This window comes from Spirosoma daeguense, from assembly GCF_054776875.1.
On the sequence record NZ_BAAHBF010000022.1, the window covers coordinates 1 to 2,282 of the forward strand.

The window sequence follows — 2,282 nt, forward strand, 5'->3', positions numbered from 1 at the left end:
TTCGAACCCCAGCGGTTGTAGACCACAAAGGCGACCTGCTCCACAAATCGAGGACAACGTAAGGGCGTAAACACATCATTCTTGCCATCCCCGTTGGGGGTGAACACGTTGGGTAACACAAACGACGGACACGCATTGTTGCACACCACGTTCGAAGGCCGACTCTCCAGCCCCCGCTGGCTCACCGCCGTGACGTAGTAACAGCCCGAGACGGTGCTCAGGTTGGTGTGCTCAAACGTAGTGGTCGGAGCGGGGACCGCACTCAGGCTTCGCAGCGAATCCTGCTGATAGCGCCCGTAATAGATCTTGTAGGTAGCGATGTTGGCATCGCAGGAGGGCCCGCTGGTGGGAGTCCAGTTGAGCTTGTTGGCAAAGCTGGTCTGATCGCAGAAGCTCTCGGAGGTCAGGTTGGCACAGTTGAGACTATCCAGCCGCAGGGTGGGGGGGCAGGGTCGGGTGGTGTCGCCGGGCTGGGCACAGAGCACCTGACTGTAGTTCTCCAGAATACCCAGCCTGCTGAGTTGGGTGTCGGTGTATCGACCCCGTGTCATGACCCGGTAGCAGTAGCTGCTGTCGGCCGAGAGCACCCGGGAGGTGTTGCCATCGGCCAGAAAGGTGTCCTCCCCGTTGTCGGTGAAGGTGTAGGTGGGGGTAGTCACCTGAATCTCCCGAATGCGGTTGAAGGGCCCATTGGGGCCACTTCGGCTGCGGTAGATGTGGTGCGTCTGTCCATCGTTGCTCCAGGGGGTGTTGGCCTGCCAGGTGAGGGTGATCTGTCGGTTGGCGGGGGTGGCCGCCAGCCTGACACTGGAAGCGGGTTCGGTCACATCGAGCCGGGTGAGCTGTCCATCGGTGCCGGTGTAGTAGAACTCGATGCGGTATCGGTAGGCATTGGCGACGGTATTGATGGCGGAGGCTGAGGTGCCCCGGTCGATGTAGAGGGTATCGGGGGCGTTGGCCTGTAGATTGGTGTTGATGGTGGCCACGGGCAGGTAGTTGGTACCGGCCAGATCGGTGGCCCGCTGGAGTCGGTACTGGTAGGGGGCGCCCAGATCACCGGGTTGGAGGCCGATGGGACGGGTCCACTTGATGGTGATGCGGGGTTGGGTATTGCCCTGAGGTCCGGTGGAGTCGATGGTGACGTTGGTGATGACGGGAGCCAGCAGGGGCAGTTCGAGACAGGCCTGATCGGAGGCAATGCTGAGGCCGCCGTTGTTACCGCCGTTTCGGTCGGGGTAGGCGGCCACGGTGCGGTAGGCGTAGCTGACGCCCCGACGCAGGGTGCTGGTGTCGGTGTAGGTGGTGGCGTTTAGGGGTAGCTCGGCTATTTTGACGTATCCCGGGGGTACGCCCGTGGTGCAGGGCGGGATGGGGGCATCGGTACAGCCCTCTTTGCGGTAGATGTAGATTTTGGTGCCGGGTGCCCCGCAGGTGTAGGGAGTCCAGGCGAGCTGGATGGCCCGTCCGTTGGCGGTGGCGGTGGGTCGGGCGGAGAGTCCTTTGATGGAGGGCCCCACGAGCTGAATCCGAAAGGTCTGATAGGATACCAGCGCGTAAGCGGGAGCGGGAGGCCTGGAGGGCGGTACGTCGGTAACTTTGAAGGTAACGTCGTAAGGCTCCTGCCGGAGTTGATTGCAGTTGGTTTGCCAGGAAAAGGTAGCCGTGCCGGGCTGGGCCAGTGGCGTATCGCCGTTGATCAGGCGGGCATAGGCGGGGGAAATCAACTCGTTGGCGGGGAGGGGTTGGCGATCCTGTCCAATGTTAAAGACGCCCCCAAACCCGCTGATGATGACCCGGTTTCCATCGGGGTCGGTGGCTGTGACGGGTTGATTGATCAACGTACCGGCTTCGACGCACAAGTCAGGAATGGGGTTGATGAGGGGTCGTTTGTTGGGGTTGTCGGTGACGATGATCTGCATGTCTCGGGTGATTTCGCCGATGAGCACGCCGTTTCGCCATTCTTCGATGATGAAGGCGAAGTTGTACTGGCCTTCTTCACCGGGGGCATCCCAGCACAGCTCGCCGGTAACGGGGTTGATGGAGAAGGTGGGCGTACCGCCGGTTTCACTGGTGCGACTGTGCTGCGTCGGATTTTGGTAAACTGGGATGTTACGTCCAACACAGCTATTGGGAGTCGGCGATGTTTTTGGTACACTGAGCCGGAAGGCCAGGCTATCGCCGTCGATATCGAAGGCGGCTGGGTTATGGCAGAACTTCTGCCCCACCCGTCCCGAATCCAGTGGCGGGTTGAGCATCACGGGCGTCGAGTTGGTCAGCAGTGC

At 61.3% G+C, this 2,282-nt stretch carries 1 protein-coding gene; it reads right to left on the reverse strand.

The features are described from left to right. Positions 1–2,282 (reverse strand): gliding motility-associated C-terminal domain-containing protein (locus ACYVD4_RS31900; protein WP_460952495.1); only part of this gene is annotated, 2,282 nt, incomplete at both ends.